Origin of the sequence: Kineosporia babensis (genome assembly GCF_021129305.1) — a bacterium.
In the GTDB taxonomy this organism is placed as follows: domain Bacteria; phylum Actinomycetota; class Actinomycetes; order Actinomycetales; family Kineosporiaceae; genus Kineosporia; species Kineosporia babensis.
On sequence record NZ_JAJOMB010000013.1, the window covers coordinates 12,284 to 29,615 of the forward strand.

12 protein-coding genes are annotated in these 17,332 nt (G+C 69.9%); 9 read left to right on the top strand and 3 right to left on the bottom strand.

Annotation, left to right across the window (positions count from 1 at the left end; genetic code table 11):
- Positions 1-1,404 (top strand): Na+/H+ antiporter NhaA, encoded by a 1,404-nt coding sequence (nhaA, locus tag LR394_RS22650; RefSeq protein ID WP_231445187.1) that lies wholly within the window; start codon positions 1-3, stop codon positions 1,402-1,404.
- Between the two features lie 204 nt (positions 1,405-1,608).
- Here the strand turns inward: nhaA and LR394_RS22655 are convergent, their stop codons facing one another.
- Positions 1,609-2,283, bottom strand: a complete 675-nt coding sequence (locus LR394_RS22655) for a DsbA family protein (protein ID WP_231445189.1) — start codon at positions 2,281-2,283, stop codon at positions 1,609-1,611.
- 169 nt (positions 2,284-2,452) lie between these two features.
- On the opposite strand from LR394_RS22655, the gene gatC reads away from it, so the two are divergent.
- From gatC to LR394_RS22680, 5 genes are all read left to right on the top strand, one after another.
- Positions 2,453-2,749 carry an Asp-tRNA(Asn)/Glu-tRNA(Gln) amidotransferase subunit GatC gene (gene gatC / locus LR394_RS22660; RefSeq protein WP_231445191.1) on the top strand — a complete coding sequence of 99 codons (297 nt, stop codon included), beginning with the start codon at positions 2,453-2,455 and terminating at the stop codon, positions 2,747-2,749.
- Positions 2,749-4,272 carry an Asp-tRNA(Asn)/Glu-tRNA(Gln) amidotransferase subunit GatA gene (gatA, locus tag LR394_RS22665; protein WP_231445193.1) on the top strand — a complete coding sequence of 508 codons (1,524 nt, stop codon included), beginning with the start codon at positions 2,749-2,751 and terminating at the stop codon, positions 4,270-4,272. The genes gatC and gatA overlap by 1 nt, the downstream gene beginning before the upstream one ends.
- The gene (gene gatB / locus LR394_RS22670) at positions 4,269-5,807 is read left to right on the top strand and encodes an Asp-tRNA(Asn)/Glu-tRNA(Gln) amidotransferase subunit GatB (RefSeq protein WP_231445195.1); all 1,539 of its coding nucleotides are present in this window, start codon (positions 4,269-4,271) and stop codon (positions 5,805-5,807) included. Before gatA ends, gatB begins: the two co-directional genes overlap by 4 nt.
- Positions 5,808-5,885: 78 nt before the next feature.
- Positions 5,886-8,135: a putative bifunctional diguanylate cyclase/phosphodiesterase gene (locus tag LR394_RS43120; protein WP_231445197.1), complete on the top strand. Its 2,250-nt coding sequence runs from the start codon at positions 5,886-5,888 to the stop codon at positions 8,133-8,135.
- A gap of 404 nt (positions 8,136-8,539) precedes the next feature.
- Positions 8,540-11,926 (top strand): acyltransferase family protein, encoded by a 3,387-nt coding sequence (locus LR394_RS22680; RefSeq protein ID WP_231445199.1) that lies wholly within the window; start codon positions 8,540-8,542, stop codon positions 11,924-11,926.
- 51 nt (positions 11,927-11,977) lie between these two features.
- Here LR394_RS22680 and LR394_RS22685 read toward each other — a convergent pair whose 3' ends face one another.
- Complete coding sequence (locus LR394_RS22685; RefSeq protein WP_231445201.1) at positions 11,978-13,090, bottom strand: PQQ-dependent sugar dehydrogenase; 1,113 nt, start codon at positions 13,088-13,090, stop codon at positions 11,978-11,980.
- A 180-nt stretch (positions 13,091-13,270) separates the two neighbouring features.
- Between LR394_RS22685 and LR394_RS22690 the strand changes: the two genes are divergently transcribed.
- Positions 13,271-14,377, top strand: a complete 1,107-nt coding sequence (locus tag LR394_RS22690) for an acyltransferase family protein (protein ID WP_231445204.1) — start codon at positions 13,271-13,273, stop codon at positions 14,375-14,377.
- On the opposite strand, the gene LR394_RS22695 is transcribed toward LR394_RS22690, so the two are convergent.
- Positions 14,307-14,990, bottom strand: a complete 684-nt coding sequence (locus LR394_RS22695; protein WP_231445205.1) for a sirohydrochlorin chelatase — start codon at positions 14,988-14,990, stop codon at positions 14,307-14,309. The two genes, LR394_RS22690 and LR394_RS22695, sit on opposite strands and share 71 nt — an antisense overlap.
- A 124-nt stretch (positions 14,991-15,114) precedes the next feature.
- Here LR394_RS22695 and LR394_RS22700 point away from each other — a divergent pair, with 124 nt between their 5' ends.
- Together LR394_RS22700 and LR394_RS22705 are read left to right on the top strand one after the other, a co-directional pair.
- The gene (locus tag LR394_RS22700) at positions 15,115-15,759 is read left to right on the top strand and encodes a SigE family RNA polymerase sigma factor (RefSeq protein WP_231445207.1); all 645 of its coding nucleotides are present in this window, start codon (positions 15,115-15,117) and stop codon (positions 15,757-15,759) included.
- On the top strand, positions 15,756-17,279 hold the full coding sequence (locus LR394_RS22705; RefSeq protein WP_231445209.1) for a hypothetical protein: 1,524 nt from the start codon (positions 15,756-15,758) through the stop codon (positions 17,277-17,279). Before LR394_RS22700 ends, LR394_RS22705 begins: the two co-directional genes overlap by 4 nt.
- Positions 17,280-17,332 lie beyond the last annotated feature (53 nt).

The following is a 17,332-nucleotide window of genomic DNA, read 5'->3' on the forward strand; positions in this document are numbered from 1 at the left end:
ATGGCCGTCAGTCTGCGCCCAGGGCCGCCCCTGCGTTTTGTCACTCCGTCGATGACCCCGTCGCTGCAGCGCTTCATCCACAACGAGGCCAGCAGCGCCGCCGTGCTGCTCGCGGCCAGTGTGGTGGCACTGATCTGGGTCAACTCACCCTTCGGGGAGAGCTACCACCACCTCTGGGAGACCCCGATCCGGATGGCGGTGGGTGAGGCCGTCTTCGAGATGGACCTGCACCACTTCGTCAACGACGCCGCGATGGCCGTGTTCTTCATGGTGATCGGCCTGGAGGTGGCCCGTGAGACCACCGCCGGGGAACTGAGCGACCGGCGGATCATGAGCGTGCCGGCGATCGGTGCGATCGGCGGTCTGGCCGTGCCGATCGTGATCTACCTGATCATCAACTCGGTGTTCGGCGACGGCGGCGAGGCGATGCAGGGCTGGGGCATCGTGATGTCCACCGACACCGCGTTCGTGCTCGGCGTGCTCGCCCTGTTCGGCCCGCGCTGCCCGGACCGGCTGCGGATCTTCCTGCTGGCGCTGGCCGTGGTCGACGACATCGGGGCGATCGCGGTGATGGCGATCTTCTACTCCGACGACATCCAGATCGTGCCGTTGTTCGCGATGGTGGGGATCCTGGCGCTGTTCGGGGTGCTGCGCTGGATCGGCTACTGGAAGCTCACCCCCTACGTCATCCTCACGCTCGCCCTGTGGTTCGCGGCCTACGCCTGCGGTGTTCACCCCACCCTGGCCGGTGTGCTGGCGGGCCTGCTGATTCCGGCTTCTACCCCGGAGAACCGCAGCCGGGAACTGGTGGTCTTCGGCCGCGCCCTGATCGAGAACCCCTCGGCCTCCGGAGTGCGCCTGGCGAATCTGGCTGCCAACTCCACGGTCTCGGCCAACGAGCGCCTGCAGACCTGGCTGCACCCCTGGTCGGCGTTCGCCGTCATCCCCGCCTTCGGCCTGGCCAACGCGGGCGTGGAGCTCAGCTCGGAGACGATCGGGAGCGCCCTGACGTCGTCGGTGACGATCGGCGTCATCGTGGGTCTGCTGGTGGGTAACGGCCTGGGGATCACCATGTTCGCCATCGGAGCGCTGCGCTCGGGGGTAGGCATGTTGCCCGGCGGGGTACGTTACGGCCACCTGTTCGGCGCAGCGTTGCTGGCCGGGATCGGCTTCACCATCTCCCTGTTCATCACCGACCTGGCCTTCGACGACCAGGCGCTGCAGGACCAGGCCAAGATCGGCATCCTGGCGGGTTCGCTGCTGTCCGCGGTGGTCGGCGTGTGGGTGTTGCGGGTGATGGGCGAACGTATGCCGCTGTGCTCCCCGGCGGGCGACAGCGCTCCCCCCGAGCTCCCGCCGCTCCCGTGGACGGCACCGGACTACCCCCGCTCGTTCGGCCGCTAGCCGTTCCGGGACGAAACTGCCAACAAACCAAATGGCGGACGTTGTGCGCAAGGTGCGCACAACGTCCGCCATTTGGTGTGCGGGAGGAAACAACTGGGGACGTGGGCCTGCGAGGTGCGTACGACGTCCCCCATTGGTGTGCGGGGGAACGAAACAACAGGGGACGTTGCGCGCGCGAGGTGCGCACAACGTCTCCCATTCGGTTTAGCCGAGACCGAAGAAGCGCCGCCGGGGCGTGACCGACGCACTGCCGTTGGTCGCGCGGCGGATCGATGCGACATCCACCACGCCGGAATACGGCGCCCCGTCGATGAACAAGGTGGGGGTACCGGAAACGCCGCTGGCCACGCCGGCCGCGTAGTCGGCCTGCACCAGCGGCGCGTACTCCTGGGCGGCCTCGCCGACCGCCTTGTCGGGATCCGCACCCACGTACTCCGCGTACATCCGCAGATCACGGTCGGTGAGCCGGTTCTGGTTCTTGAACAGCTTGTGGTGCATCTTCCAGAACGCGTCGTTCCCGCTCGTGGCCTGCACCGACTCCGCGGCCAGAGCGGCGGTGAGGGCGAAGGGGTGCACCTCGAACAGCGGGAAGTTCTGGAAGACCAGACGGATCCGGCCCTCGGACGAATCGACCACCTCGTGCAGCACGGGGGCGGCACCGGCGCAGTAGGGGCACTCGTAGTCGCCGAACTCGACGATGCAGATCTCGGCCTCGGGGTTGCCGAACACGTGCCGGGCCGCGGCACTGATCGTGTCGCCCTCGGGCAGACCCGGCTCGGCAACCGCAGACGGGTCGACCTCACGGACGGCGACCGCGTTGAACGGGGGCAGTGCGGGCGTGCCCTCGTCGGTGTTCGTGGGTTCCACGTCCTGGGACACGGGGGTTGACCTCCGGTTCGGGGCTTTCAGGTTACGGACATGAAACGGCTGGGGCCGCTCCGGGCCTGCTGCGGGAGTCGTGCGTATGGGGCGGGTGGTGGTGACCGTAGACTGCCCTGGCATTTAGCAGAAGCAAGCAACACCACCGAACGCAAGGGAGCCTCTCCTCATGCCCGCGATCTCTCGCGATGAGGTGGCCCACCTCGCCGGACTGGCCCGGATCGAGATGAACGACGCGGAGCTGGACCGGATGGCCGGCCAGCTCGACGTCATTCTCGGCGCCGTGGCCCAGGTCCGTGAGGTGGCCGGGGACGACGTGCCCGCCACGTCGCACCCGATGCCACTCGTCAACGTGACCCGCCCGGACGTGCCGCGCCCCGGCCTGTCCGCGGAGCAGGCACTCGCGGGAGCCCCGGCCCAGCAGGAGCAGCGTTTCCGCGTTCCCCGCATCCTTGAGGAGGACTGATGAGCGAGCTGATCCGCCGCACCGCGGCCGAGCTCTCGGGCCTGCTCTCGTCCGGCGAGGTCTCCGCCGTCGAGGTCACCCAGGCCCATCTGGACCGGATCGCCCAGGTCGACGGGGACGTTCACGCGTTCCTGCACGTCGCCGGGGAGCAGGCGCTGGCCGAGGCCGCCGCCGTCGACACCGCCCGTAAGGCCGGTGAGCAGCTCGGTGCCCTGGCCGGGGTGCCGATCGCGGTCAAGGACGTGATGACCACGCAGGGCCTGCCCACCACGGCCGGCTCGAAGATGCTCGAGGGCTGGATCCCGCCGTACGACGCCACCGTCGTGCGCCGTCTCAAAGAGGCGCGGCTGGTCACCCTGGGCAAGACCAACATGGACGAGTTCGCGATGGGCTCCTCCACCGAGCACTCGGCCTACGGCGCCACCCACAACCCGTGGGACCTGGACCGGATCCCGGGCGGTTCCGGCGGTGGCTCGTCCGCCGCGCTGGCCGCGTTCGAGGCCCCGCTGGCCACCGGCACCGACACCGGTGGCTCGATCCGTCAGCCGGCGTCGGTCACCGGCACGGTCGGCGTGAAGCCGACCTACGGCGCGGTCTCCCGCTACGGACTGATCGCCCTGGCCTCCAGCCTGGACCAGGCCGGCCCGTGCGCCCGCACCGTGCTGGACACGGCGTTGCTGCACGAGGTGATGGCCGGGCACGACCCGCTGGACTCGACCAGCCTGACCGACGGTTACCCGGACGTCGTGGCCGCCGCCAAGGCCGGTGCGACCGAGGGCATCGCCGGGCTGAAGATCGGCGTGATCCGTGAGCTGCACGGCGGGGACGGCGGTTACCAGGCCGGCGTGATGGCCCGCTTCGACGAGTCGTTGGCCCTGCTGACCAAGGCCGGTGCCGAGATCGTCGAGGTCTCCTGCCCGAGCTTCACCGCGGCCCTGGCCGCGTACTACCTGATCCTGCCGAGCGAGGCCTCCAGCAACCTGGCCAAGTTCGACGCGATGCGTTACGGCCTGCGGGTCGGCCCGGCGGGCGTCGAGGCGCCCAGCGCCGAGCAGGTGATGGCCGCCACCCGGGCCGCCGGCTTCGGTGACGAGGTCAAGCGCCGGATCATCCTGGGCACCTACGCCCTGTCCTCCGGCTACTACGACGCCTACTACGGCTCGGCCCAGAAGGTGCGCACGCTGATCCAGCGCGACTTCGCCGCCGCCTTCGGGCAGGCCGACGTGCTGGTCAGCCCGACCAGCCCGACCACCGCGTTCAAGCTGGGCGCCAAGCTCGACGACCCGCTGTCGATGTACCTGCAGGACGTCGCCACCATCCCGGCCAACCTGGCCGGGGTGCCCGGGATGTCGCTGCCCTCCGGCCTGGCCGACGAGGACGGTCTGCCGGCCGGGATCCAGCTGCTGGCTCCCGCCCAGGCCGACGACCGGCTCTACCGGGTCGGCGCTGCCCTGGAGTCCCTGCTCGTGGAGAGCTGGGGCGGTCCCTTCCTGGCCAAGAACACCCTGGAGGCGATGAAGTGACCTCGCTCAGCCAGTTCGCCGAGGTCCTCGACTACGACGAGGCCCTCGAGAAGTTCGACCCGGTCCTCGGCCTCGAGGTGCACGTCGAGCTGAACACCCACACCAAGATGTTCTGCGGCTGCTCCACCGAGTTCGGCGCCGAGCCGAACACCCAGGTCTGCCCGGTCTGCCTGGGCCTGCCCGGCGCGCTGCCGGTGCTGAACCAGACCGGCCTGGAGTCGGCGATCCGGATCGGCCTGGCGCTGAACTGCTCGATCGCCCAGTGGTGCCGCTTCGCCCGGAAGAACTACTTCTACCCGGACATGCCGAAGAACTTCCAGACCTCGCAGTACGACGAGCCGATCGCGTTCGAGGGGTACCTGGACGTCGAGCTGGAGGACGGCGAGACCTTCCGGGTCGAGATCGAGCGCGCCCACATGGAGGAGGACACCGGTAAGTCGCTGCACATCGGTGGCTCCACCGGCCGGATCCAGGGCGCGGAGTACTCGCTGGTCGACTACAACCGGGCCGGCATCCCGCTGATCGAGATCGTCACCAAGCCGATCCGCGGGGCCGGGGACCGGGCTCCGGAGGTGGCCAAGGCCTACGTCTCCGCACTGCGCGAGCTGCTGCGGGCGCTCAAGGTCAGCGACGTGAAGATGGAGCAGGGCTCGATGCGCTGCGACGTCAACGCCTCGCTGCGTCCCCGCGCCGAGGACCAGGACGCGGTTCCCCTGGGCACCCGCACGGAGACCAAGAACGTCAACTCGCTGCGCAGTGTCGAGCGTGCGGTGAAGTACGAGATCTCCCGCCAGGCGGCCGTTCTGGTCGAGGGCGGCAGCATCTTCCAGGAGACCCGGCACTGGCACGAGGACACCGGGATCACCACCTCCGGCCGCCCGAAGTCCGACGCCGACGACTACCGCTACTTCCCCGAGCCCGACCTGGTCCCGATCGCGCCTGCGGCGCAGTGGGTCGAGGAGCTGCGCGCCACCCTGCCCGAGCCGCCGGCCCTGCGTCGGCGCCGGCTGCAGAGCGAGTGGGGCTTCTCCGACAAGGAGATGCGCGACCTCTACAACGGCGGTGCGGTCGAGCTGGTCGAGGCCACGGTCGCGGCCGGTGCCTCGTCCGCGGCGGCCCGCAAGTGGTGGACCGGTGAGCTGGCCCGGCTGGCCAACCAGCAGGAGAAGACGCTGGCCGAGATGCCGGTGACGCCGGCCCAGATCGCGCAGCTGCAGGCCCTGGTGGACGGCGGCCAGCTCACCGACAGCCTGGCCCGCCAGGCGCTCGAGGGTGTGCTGGCCGGTGAGGGCGACCCGGAGCAGGTCGTCGAGAAGCGCGGCCTGGTCGTGGTCTCGGACGAGGGCGCGCTGGGCGAGGCCGTCGACCGGGCGATCGCGGCCAACCCGGGCATCGCCGACAAGATCCGGGCCGGCAAGGTGCAGGCCGCCGGCGCGCTGATCGGCGCGGTGATGAAGGAGATGAAGGGCAAGGCCGACGCGGCCCGGGTCCGCGAGCTCGTGATCGAGCGGCTCGCCCCGGACGCCGAAGCCTGATTGATGTTTCGTGACGCGGTGAAGCCTCCCGCTTCACCGCACCCTCGACGAAGAGTCAGGGACACCGCGCTGTGGGCGGTGGCGGCACTCGCCGTCGCCTGCGCGGTGGTCCTGACCTTCGTCGGCCTCGACCGGGGCCCCGAGGCCCGGAACCTGGCCACCGGGCTGACCGGTTCGGTGGCCCTGGCCTGCGGCGCGGTGCTGGCCTGGCTCGGGACCACCGACGAACCCCGGCGCTATCGCCAGGTGCTCGGCGGCGCGCTGGTGTTCTGGGGCACCGGTCAGATCGTCAATTCGCTCACCGACCACACCTTTCCGTCGTTCGGTGACGCGATCGCGCTGGTCGCCGCCCCGCTGGGGGTGTGGGGCCTGCTGCTGGTGCCCCGGATCGTCCCCGGCCGCAATCCGGCCTGGCGCCTGGGCCTGGACTCCGTCCTGCTCGGCGTCACCGTGGCCCTTCCGGCCTGGCACTTCGTCTTCTCCGCGGCGCTGAGCGACCGGCCGTTCGACGCCGACGTGGTGATGGCCGTGCTGGTGCTGATCGCCGATCTGACGGTGATCTGCTTCGCCACCCTCGCCTTCGTCCGCGACCTGGACCGCAATCTGCTGATCACCGCGGTCGGGGCCGGCCTGTACACGGTCGGCGACCTGATCACCCTGCGCGCCGCGCTGACCAGCGAGCAGCAGCAGGACACCTGGCCGTGGTGGGCCGCCCTGCTGTGGTGCCTGGCCTGGCCGGTGATCGCCTACGGCCTGCTGCACTACGAGCCCGGGCCGGCGGACGAGCGCAACGCCCCGGTCGACCCGGACGCGCGCGGCGTGATCATCACGACCACCACCAGCCTGGTCCTGCTGATGGTCTCCCTGGCCGCGCTGCTGGCCGCCGACGACATCGACAAGGTCGCGCTGGTCCTGGTGATGATCGCGGTGATCGTGTTCGGCGGCCGGGAGCTGCTGAACACCCGGATCCGGGCCGCCCTGCTGCAGCGGCTCAACGAGGAGGCCACCGCCGACCCGCTGACCGGCCTGGCCAACCGCCGGGTGCTGCAGGCCCAGATGGCCCGGTTGCAGCAGGGCGAGCCCTGGTGCCTGCTGACCGTCGACCTGGACGGCTTCAAAGACGTGAACGACCTGCTCGGCCACGCCACCGGCGACAAGCTGCTGGCTGCGGTCGCGCACCGGCTCAGCGCTGCGGTTCCGGCCAACGCCCTGGTCAGCCGGATCGGTGGGGACGAGTTCGCGGTGCTCCTGCCGGGCACCCTGCAGGTAGGTACCGCGGTGGGCCAGACCGTGGTCACCGCCGTGCGGCAGTCGGCGGCCGACGTAGAGGGAGTTACCCGAATCGAGGTTTCGGCCAGCATCGGCGTCGCCGCGGTAGACGCGAACGCCACCCTGGAGCTTGCCGCCAAGCAGTCCGACTCCGACGAGGCCCCCACGGTTGTCGACCCCCTGGGTGCGCTCTCCGCCTCCGGCGCCGCGTTGCGCGTGGCCAAGGCCACCGGCCGCAACCGCGTGGAGGTGTACGACGCCACGGTGGCCCAGATCCGCCAGCGCCGCCTGCGCGTGGAGGAGCGACTGCGCACCGCCGTGGAGGACGGCGCGATCACCGTGCAGTTCCAGCCGATCGTCGACCTGCGCCGTGGCGTGGTCACCGGCGCCGAGGCCCTGGCCCGCTGGACCGATCCGCAGCTGGGCCGGGTGGGCCCGGACGAGTTCATCACCGTGGCCGAGCAGACCGGCATGGTGGTCGACATCGGCGAGCAGATCATGGAAGCCACGCTCAGCAGCGCCGTGAAGGAAGGCCTGTTCGACCGCGGGCTCCGGATCAACTGCAACGTCAGCCCGGTCCAGCTGCGGGTGCCCGGCTTCCACCAGGTGGTGCAGGAGGCGGTGACCGCCCACGGCGCTCCCCGCGAGCAGTTCGTCATCGAGGTGACCGAGCAGGTCCTGGTGGAGGAGGGGCAGGCGGCCCAGACCCTGCACCGGCTGGCCGCCCTCGGCTTCACCATCGCGATCGACGACTTCGGCACCGGCTACTCGGCCCTGGGCTACCTGCAGCGCCTGCCGGCCGACATCCTGAAGATCGACCGCGCCCTGACCAGCAGCCTGGTCTCCGAACCGCGCTCGCGGGCGATCACCCGGGCGGTGCTCGACCTGAGCCGCACGGTCGGGGTGAGCGTGGTGGTCGAGGGGGTGGAGACCAGCCAGGTGGACGATCTGGTCCGGCGGATGGGGGTCGGTTTCGGCCAGGGCCTGCACTACGGGCACGCGATGAGCGCCGGGGACCTGGCCGCGATGGCCGACCGGCTGAGCGGTCCGGGCCACTGAGTTCGGTGGATCTGGACGCCACCGAGACCCGTTGACGACCAACGGAAATGCTGAACCGTTCGGCGCGTAATGTCTCAAAACGGACACAATGTGTTTCCAGCGCAAAGTAATCGGTAAAAGACGCACAGATTCCGCGTGAGGCCGCAAAACGCCCTGTACCGTCTCACAGGGTCCAGCACCAGGACGGCTGGCCCCTTCATGCGTGACGGAAGGCGAGGAGCCATCGGATGGCGGATCTTCACGATCCCCGGTCTGTCTCAGGTAGCCGTCGGGCCCGGCGTCGCGCAGCTCCGCAAGATCCTCAGACTCCCGCCGGATCGGGTCCGGGTCGGCTGCCAGAAGCTGAAACGCCTGCTCAGCCAGGTGCTTTTCGGGCTGCTCCGCCGATCACCACACCCAATGGTGTGCCGATCGTCGATGCGATCCGCAGCCGTCGGGGAAACCCGGCCTCCGCCGACTATGCCCGGTCGCCCTACGGGCAGGCCGGATATTCGCAGGGGGACGATTCGGCTCCCCAGTACCGCTCGCAGCGACGACGCGCCGACGCCCAGGGGTATGTGGATTCGAGCCCGGCTGAAACCCGGGGGTACGAGTCCCCGCGTGCTTACGAGGCGCCGTGGGATGTCCCTGGCGAAGAGCCCGATGGGGGACGTGGCAACCGGCGGGGTACGGGAACGCCGGCTCCGTGGGACGAGGGTTTCGTCAGCCCGGCTCGCGGTGGCGGTCGATCGCCGCGGGGTGAGGTTGCCGCCTCTACGCCCGTCGACGGTCTGAACACCCCGACCCGGCATCCGGCGCCGCAGGAAGAGCCTGTGCCGCAGCCGAGTCGGTCGCGGCGGACCGTTGCTCCGTGGGACGCGCCGGATGCTCCGGACACTCCCGCCGCTCCAGTTGCTGACGTCCCTCAGGACAACGTTCCCGCGAGTCAGGGTTCTACCCACGGCGTCTCGGCCGACAGTTCGTGGGGTGAGCCGTCGCGGGGGGTCTACCGGCCGGACGATCGTTACCAGCCGACCCAGCACCAGCACGAGTTCCGTTCCGTGGAGGCGCGTCAGGCCGCGCCCCGGCAGGAGCGCCAGCGCGTGGAGCGGGCCCGTGACGCCTCGGATGCCCTGTGGCTGCAGCACCTCTCGCAGCCCGCTACCTCCGACAACCTCTTCGAGCCGCGCGTTTCGGGGTATGGCTCCGCCGGGCCGGACCCGCGGTCCGGGAACGCCGGTCGCGGCCAGAACCTTCCGGGGCAACCCGAACCCCCCCGGGCAGCGCAGACGCCCGCAGAGCTTCGAGGGCCTGAGGCGTACGACCGATCAGGTCGCCCGGAAGAGAACGGCACGCACGGCCAGGCCGACGCGCCGGGCGCTTTCTCGGGACACTCGGTACAGGCCCCGGTCTGGCCGGATCCGCAGGACCACTTCGGTCAGCGGGGTACTCACGGCCCGACGGACGCCGCGCCGATCGGCCAGGCCCGCCAGAACGCCCTGGAGGGCAGCCGGTCTGGTCAAGGCAGTCGAAACGGCCAGGACGAGAGCCAGGACGAGTACGGTCGCCAGATCGCGGACTTCCGTCAGGCCTTCTCCCCCCGGGAACTCGAGGCTGGACAGGCGGGTCCGGACAGCCAGTTGGAGCGGTACGGGCGTCGGGACAGTAACGGCCGTAAAGCCCAGTACGGTCAGCCGGACGCCCCGGAGCAGCACAGCGAGTACAGCAGCCCGGACGGTTTCGGTCGCCAGGACGCGCACGGAAGCTCGGGGCGTGGGGACACGAGTGGTCTCGCTGGCCAAAACGCTTACGGGGAGCTGGACCGTGGGGACGCGTACGGTCGCGTAGGCGGGGACGGTCGCGAGGACGCGCACGGAAGTCTGGGGCGTGGGGACGCGTACAGCCGCGCCGATGAGCTTGCTCGCCAGGAGGCGTACGGGAGTTCAGGGCGTGGGGACGCTGATGGTCGTCTAGCTGAGTTCGGTCACCCGGGGGAGTACGGGGACCAGGGGCGTGGGGGCGCAAATGGCCGCCAGAACGCTTACGGCAAGACGGATCAGGGGGACCCGTACAGGCGCGCGGATCGTCAGGAGCAATACGACGGCCCGGATCAGTACGCCCGGTCGAACAGCTATGCGAGACCGGACGAGCGGGACCTCCACGGTCAGCCGGATGAGTACGGTCGGCCGGGTGGGCGCGGTGGTGCGGACCAGCGTGATCTCTACGGTCCTCCGGACGATTACGCTCGGCAGGACGAGTACGGGGGCCCGGATCAGCGGGACTGGCACGGAAACCCGGATGAGTACGGTCGGTCGGAGCAGTACGGCGAGGAAGAGCAGTACGCCCGGTCGGGCCACTCCGGCTCGCAGAACTACCCCGGCCAACTGGATGAGCACGGTCAGCCAGGTGAGTACGGCCGCCCGGAGCAGTACAGCGAGGAAGAGCAGTACGCCCGGTCCGGCCACTCCGGCACACGGAACCACCCCGGCACGCAGGACCGCTACGGCCGGCCGGATGAGTACGGTCAGCCGGACCAGTACAGCCCGCACGACCGTTACGGGATCCCGGACCAGCGCGGTCAACAGGATCAGTACGGCCACCAGGACCGGTACGGGCGCCCGGACTCCCGCGACGGCCGGTACCCGTCCACCGGCCGCCCGCCCGCCGGACCCGGTGACGCGAAACCCGGCGAGCAGGGCAGCAAACCGCGTCTGGCCTGGATCGACACCGCCCGCGGCCTGGCCATCGTCCTGGTCGTGTTCATCCACGCCACCCAGTGGATCCAGGAATCGGCGATCAGCATCGGCGTGTGGGACGACGTCAACGAGGTCGTCAGCACGCTGCGGATGCCGCTCTTCTTCATGTGCGCGGGCATTCTCGCGACCAAGTGGCTCTACGCCGCCTGGGCCGACCTGTTCGCCAAGAAGGTGTTCTTCCTGGCCTGGGTCTATCTGCTCTGGCAGCTCGTCGGCACCGGCCAGGCCCTGGTGGCCGCACAGATCACCGGCGACCAGCTGAGCCCGTTCCGGATGCTGGTCTCGCTGGCGATGACCCCGGCCCGGCCGCGGTTCGAGCTCTGGTTCATCTGGGCCCTGGCGATCTTCTTCGTGGTGGCCCGGCTCTGCTCACGTTTCCCGCTGGCCCCCCAGCTGGCCGTGGGCGCGCTGCTCGGCGCCTTCGCCTTCTCCAGCCTGGTGCCCGAGGTCAACCTGGGCTGGAACGGCGTGCCGAAGTACTACCTGTTCTTCCTGATCGGCATCTACTACCGGCCGGTGCTGCTGGCCCTGTCCAACCGGCTGACCAAACCGCTGGCCCTGGCCGCGGTGGCGGGCTGGCTGGCGATCGCCACCCTGACCTACCTCACCGGGGTGATCTACCTGCCGGGAGTCGGTGTGGTGGTGCGGATCATCGGCCTGGTCGCCGGGATCGGCGTGGCCCTGCTGCTGCAGAACGTCAAGCTGCTGGGCTACCTCGGTTCCCGGACCCTGCCGATCTACCTGGCCCACACCCCGCTGCTGGTGGTCATGGTCTTCGTCCTGGACCAGGTGGCCGAGACCGGCGCGGTGCAGGGGATCAAGTGGTTCCTGCCGATCCTGCTGACCCTGCCGGCGGTGGCCCTGGCCCTGCTGATCCACGACCTGGTGATGAAGACCCCGGCCAAGGTGTTCTACGAACCGCCGGCCAAGGCGACGCAGCTGGCCCACGACACCGTGGCCCGCCACCCGGCCGGCCGGGACAAGATGCCCAAGTCGATGGTGCCCGGCCTGCACGAGCGGCCGTTCGACCGGCAACTCGAACGCATCCTGCGCTGAGAGCCACCTGCTGGGCCATGGACCGTGGGCCGAAACCCACGGTCCATGGTTCTAACCCAGGTCCAGACGCAGGACGCGGTCGTCCCGGCGACTGGGCTCCCCGCGTCCGTCGGTGTTGGAAGTGGTGACCCAAAGGTGCTTGCCCTTGGGAGTGGCGGCCACCGCGCGAAGGCGACCGAAACGTCCGTGGAACAGGCTCTTCGCCTTACCCACGCCCTTGCCCTTCAGGGGGACCGCCCACAGCCGTTCCCCACGTAGCGCACCCAAGTAGGCCACATCGTCCACAATCGCCAGCCCGCTGGGGGACGCGACATCGGTGCGCCACTGCACCTTCGGGGCGACGAAACCCTTGCGCTTCTTCTTGCCCTCGACCAGCGGCCAGCCGTAGTTGCGCCCGGGCAGGATGCGGTTGAACTCGTCCCAGGTGTCCTGGCCGAACTCGGTGGCCCAGGGCCGGCCCTTGGAGTCGAAAGCCAGACCTTGCACGTTGCGGTGGCCGAGCGAGTACACCGCCGAACCCTTGAACGGGTTGTCGGCCGAGATCGAGCCGTCCGGGTCGAGCCGCAGGATCTTGCCGCCGAGGCTGCTCTTGTCCTGGGCGTTGTCGGTGACCGCGGCGTCGCCGGTGCCGATCCAGAGCTTGCCGTCCGGGCCGAAGGTGATCACGCCGCCGTTGTGGTTCCCGGCGCTCGGGATGCCGGTGAGCACGTTCTTCGGCTTGCCGAGCTTGCTGCCGTCGAAACTCATCCGGACGACCCGGTTGTCGGTCTTGGTGGTCAGATAGGCGTAGAGCTGGACCGGCTTCTTCGCGGTGGGCCGGGCCCCGGGCCGCAGTGCCAGGCCGAGCAGGCCGCCCTCCCCGTCGTTGAACACACCGGGTACCTTGCCGACCCGGTTCCGCGTGCCCCTGGGGTTGACCCTGGTGATCGCCCCGCTGGGCCGCTGAGCCACCAGTGCCGAGCCGTTGGCCAGGAACGCCACACCCCAGGGCACGCTGAGCCCGTTGGCCAGCGTCTTGCCCAGGCTGACCTTGGGGACTGCCGCGGCGGCGACCTCACTCGAGATCTGCGTCATCGCGGGTTCGGCGGCGGAGGGACGGCCCGAGCACCCGGTCAGGGCGACCACGAGCAGTGAACCGGCTGCGATCGTGCGGGAAGTCTTCACCCGGTCGATCCTGCCACGTGGACGATCCGGGAACGCTTCGCCGCGACGTAACGACGAGTAGAACTGTTCGGTAAGCAATTCCCGGCCCGAACCGCCGCGAAAGCCTCTGCGCCGGGGGTTTTCGCGTGTCATCCTGCCCGGGGACGTGGTCTGCTCATCCGGGGGAACGGGTAGGAATCCATGGCACAGAATCCTGCAGTCGTCGACCTGCGTGGCTCCGGCCGGGTGGTCTGGATCGACACCGTCCGGGGGCTGACGATCGCTCTGGTGGTGCTCCTGCACGCGACCGAGTGGGTGCAGGAGACCGGCGTCCGGATCAGCGCCTGGGATCCGGTGAACGAGCTCGCCGAAACCCTGCGGATGCCGATGTTCTTCCTCTGCTCCGGCATCCTGGCGGCCAAGTGGCTGCACGGGCCCTGGCGGGAGCTGTTCGGCCGGCGGGTGCTGGTGCTGGGCTGGGTGTACCTGCTCTGGCAGGTGATCGGCAGTGGCCAGGCGCTGGTCGCCGCCCAGATCACCGGCGACCAGCTCACCCCGCTGCGGATGCTGGCCTCGCTGCTGGCCAGCCCGCTGCGCCCGCGCTTCGAGCTGTGGTTCATCTGGGCCCTGGCGGTGATCTTCGTGCTCGCCCGCCTGGGCTCGGGCCGCTCACCCGGCCGGCAGATCGGGCTCGGCCTGGTGGTCGCGGCGCTGGCCTTCTCCAGCCTGGTCCCGGCCGGGCTGAACGAGGGCTGGGCCGGGGTGCCGCGCTACTACGTGTTCTTCCTGATCGGTTGCTACCACCGGCCTCTGCTGCTGGCCCTGGGCGCTGGAATGACCCGGATCCGGGCCTGGGCCGCAGTGGCCGCCTGGCTGCTCACCACCGGCCTGGCCCTGCAGTTCGGTGTGCTGGGCTGGCCCGGGGTAGGCCTGGCGGCGCGGCTGGTGGCGGTCCTGGCCGGGGTCGCCTTGGGTCTGCTGCTGCAACCCCTGAAGGTGTTCGGGCACCTGGGCTCGCGCACACTGGCGATCTACCTGGCCCACACCCCGCTCGTGGTGCTCATGGTGTTCCTTTTCGACCAGGCCGGGGGTACCGGCGCCGACCACACGGTGCTGTTGAGCATCCCGCTGGTGTTCTCCGTGCTGGCCGTCGCCCTGTCGCTGGCCCTGCACTGGCTGGCGCTCCGCGGCGGGCTGCGGGTTCTCTACGGTCCGCCGCGCGCCCTGATGGAGCGGATCAGCGGGCCTCGTCGTACCGGCGCAGGGCCAGTTCGACCAGCGCCGGATGCGGTGCCAGGGGAGCGGTGACCCGATCGGCCCCGGCCTCGTTCAGCCGGGTGACGAACTGGCCGGGTGCCAGCAGGTAACAAGCAACGGTGACTTGCCTTCCCGGGTGGGCCTTTCGGGCGGCGGCCACTGCATCGGCCACCGTAGGAGCGCCGGCTGCCGCGTAACCGACACTCACGTCGGCGCCGTTTCGGGCGGCGGACAGCGCGGCGGCGGTCTGCTGCACAGCCTCGCTCGCCGCCGGGTCGCTGGAACCGGCCGCCGCCAGCACGATCACGTCATCCGGGGCAGCGTCTGTCAGACGGTCCTGCAGCGCCTGGATCAGCAGGGGGTCCGGGCCGAGCGGGGCGGCGGCCCGGGCCTGGCCGGGGGCCGAGGCCACGGCGCGGCCGATGTCGGTCTTGACGTGGAAACCGGTGGAGAGCAGCAGTGGCACGACCACCAGCGACGCACCTTCGTCCCGCAGCCGGTTCACCACGTCACCCACGAACGGCTCCTCCACGTCGACGTGCGCGGCCTCGATCCGCAGGCCTGGCCGGGCGGCGGCGATCTCGGCGCGGAACTGCTCGATCACGGCGCGGCCGGCCGGGGATCGGGTGCCGTGGGAACAGGCGACAAGCACGGGGTCGGTCATGCCGGGGGAGTCTGTCACGTCCCCGAAGTCGTGGCGAAAAGTTCCGAATCGGTGGAAACCTCTCGATGGGTCGGCGGCGTCTGTAGATGATGTCCTTGTCCATCGAGCCACGGAGATCCTCGTGATGGCCTTGCTGCCGGCGCTGCGTGCGCTGCGCCTGCTCAGCGAACCGGCCCGGCCGGCCCCGCCCGCGCGCTACGACCTGCTCACCGAGAGCGGTTCGCAGGCACGGGAACTGGATCAGGAGTCGGCCGAGGTCAGTTTCCGCCGGTTCGTCGCCGCGCGCTGGGGCGCCCTTCAGCGGTATGCGTTCCTGCTGACCGGCGACCACCAGATCGCCGAGGACGTGGTGCAGGTGGCGCTGGAGAGGTGCTGGCGGCGCTGGGACAAGATCCGTGCCGACTCGCCGGAAAGCTACGTGCGGACGGCGGTGGCCAACACCGCGGCGTCCCGGCATCGTCGGCGCCGGCTGCCCGAACTGTCGCTGGAAGAGATCGTCCGGCCACCCGCGCAACTCTACGACCACGCCGAAACTCAGGCCCTGCGCTCCGGCCTCTGGGCCGGGCTGAACGATCTGCCACCCCGCCAGCGCACGATCGTGGTGCTGCGGTTGTGGGAAGACCGCTCGGTGGAGGAGACCGCGCGGGTTCTCGGGATCAGCGCCGGTGCGGTGAAGTCGCAGCTGTCCAAGGCGATCGCCGCCCTGCGCAAGCATCCTCAGGTACTGGGAGCCCTGCTGGGGTCGGACTGGACGGAGGCCTCGCGATGAGCGAGAGGTTCGTAGCAGAGATCCGGTCCGTGCTCGACGATGTCGACAAGGCGCTGGCGGCCGAACCGGCTCCGATGCCGCCGTGGGCCGAGATTCAGGGATTCATCCAGGCTTCCCGGGCCAGCCGTCGTCGCCGGGTGGGGCTCGCAATTGCCGCGGTTGCCGCCGCTGTGGCTGGGCTGCTGGTGGTGCAGCAGGGATTGCTCGGGGGAGGGCTGGACAAGACGGCCCCGGCTGATCGCCATACCCCCGAATACCTGGTCGAGGTAAGGGGAAACCTTGCCAACGACAGTCAGTGGCTCGACGAATTCCGGACGTGGGCGGCCAGTCGCGATCTGACGGACCCCAACGCTGCGGCCGACAACCTTGAGGGGAGTGAGTTGGAGGCCCCGATTGACGACGTCAAGGTGGTCTACGCCTCGGACATCGGTGATTACCGGGTGGCCGCTGCCGTAGGCACCTGGCCCAGCACCGACGGACCGCGCCTGATCCAGTTCTACGGACGGGCTGGGGCAGCGGCCGATCGGATGCGGGCGAACGGATTCGAGGAACCGGGGGACAACTTCGGCGGAGTGGTTACCTCCGACCAGATGTTCCACGACCTGAACCTGGCTGAGCGCAGGGATCTGGGCGCTGCCGCCTATGTGGTCTCCCGGGAGCCGAAAGACGTCCAGCTGCAGATGCCCCCGGAGATCGATGCCTCGGGCATGGTGTTCGAGCGAACGAAGGAGATCGAGGCCGAGGCGGGGGTGCAGGAGGCGGTGGTGCCCCCGGCTGAGCCCGGCGAGTACGCCCTGGTGGTCGACGGGGATCGGGGGCCCTACCGAGACTTCTCCACCCAGCCGTTCGACGGAGGGATCGGTGCCGTGAACCTGGTCCCGAAGCGTGGCGGGCCGGCGGAGCAGGCTTCCCAACTGGAGCAGATCGCCGCCCAGACCTGGGGCGCCGCCCGCCAGCCGTTCTCCGACGGAATTTGGGAACTGCTGGCTGCGGATCCGGAACCGATCACGAAAGCTGATCCGAATCGTCCTCTGGTCGGGGTACTGGCCTTGCCCAGCGGTGCCCGGGTGCTGGCCGCCGGCCACATTTCCGCTCCGTACGGTAAGCGCGAGGGTGGACCGCACTCCCACCTGGACTACGCAAGGCTGCTGCCCAGCGGGCACCCGGAGGCGGAGACCGGGGTGGTCTGGCAGAGCTACAAAGACACCAAAAAGGGCCGTAGCGACGAAGTCATCCAGACTGCGGCGCTGGGACCTGAGGGGACCGTTTCGGTGGAATGGGACGGCCCGGGCGGAGCCACCCGTTCGTCGGCCACGAACACGCTGGCCAGTACTTCCCGCACCGATGTGAAGTCGGTGCGGTTCCTGGACTCCTCGGGCGCGGAACTGGCGATCGGTGCGGTGGAACGGCCGGTGGCGGCGGAGTACTCGCCGATCGACGACCAGCACGTCGGGGAACGGTTCGAGACCATGCCGGGCTGGTTGTTGCCGCAGGTGAAGGACAAGCTGGCCGGTTTCTGAGGCACCGGCGCGGACGGGCCGGTGCGGAGGGGAGCCCGTCCGCGTCAGAGTGT